Here is a 276-nt window from a genome sequence, read left to right as displayed (position 1 = left end):
GACGCTCTGACGGCTTGTAGGCACACGGTTTCAGGTACTATTTCACGACCCCTCACCGGGGCACTTTTCATCTTTCCCTCACGGTACTTGTCCGCTATCGGTCATCAGGGAGTATTCAGCCTTACCACGTGGTCGTGGCAGATTCACACGGAATTTCACGGGCTCCGTGCTACTCGGGAACACACCCAAGAGGACTCGCAGTTTCGTCTACCGGACTCTCACCGTCTACGGTCGGCCTTCCCATGCCATTCGACTACCACGAGACTTTGTAACTCT

The 276-nt window shown here is 55.1% G+C and carries 1 rRNA gene; it reads right to left on the bottom strand.

The features are described from left to right. Positions 1-276: ribosomal RNA gene (locus R9X44_RS35590) — 23S ribosomal RNA — on the bottom strand; the annotation flags it as partial.

It is taken from the genome of Actinocorallia sp. A-T 12471 (assembly GCF_033875155.1).
Lineage (GTDB): Bacteria > Actinomycetota > Actinomycetes > Streptosporangiales > Streptosporangiaceae > Actinocorallia.
Note: the sequence above shows the minus strand (reverse complement) of the source record. Positions and strands in the feature narration are given on the sequence as shown.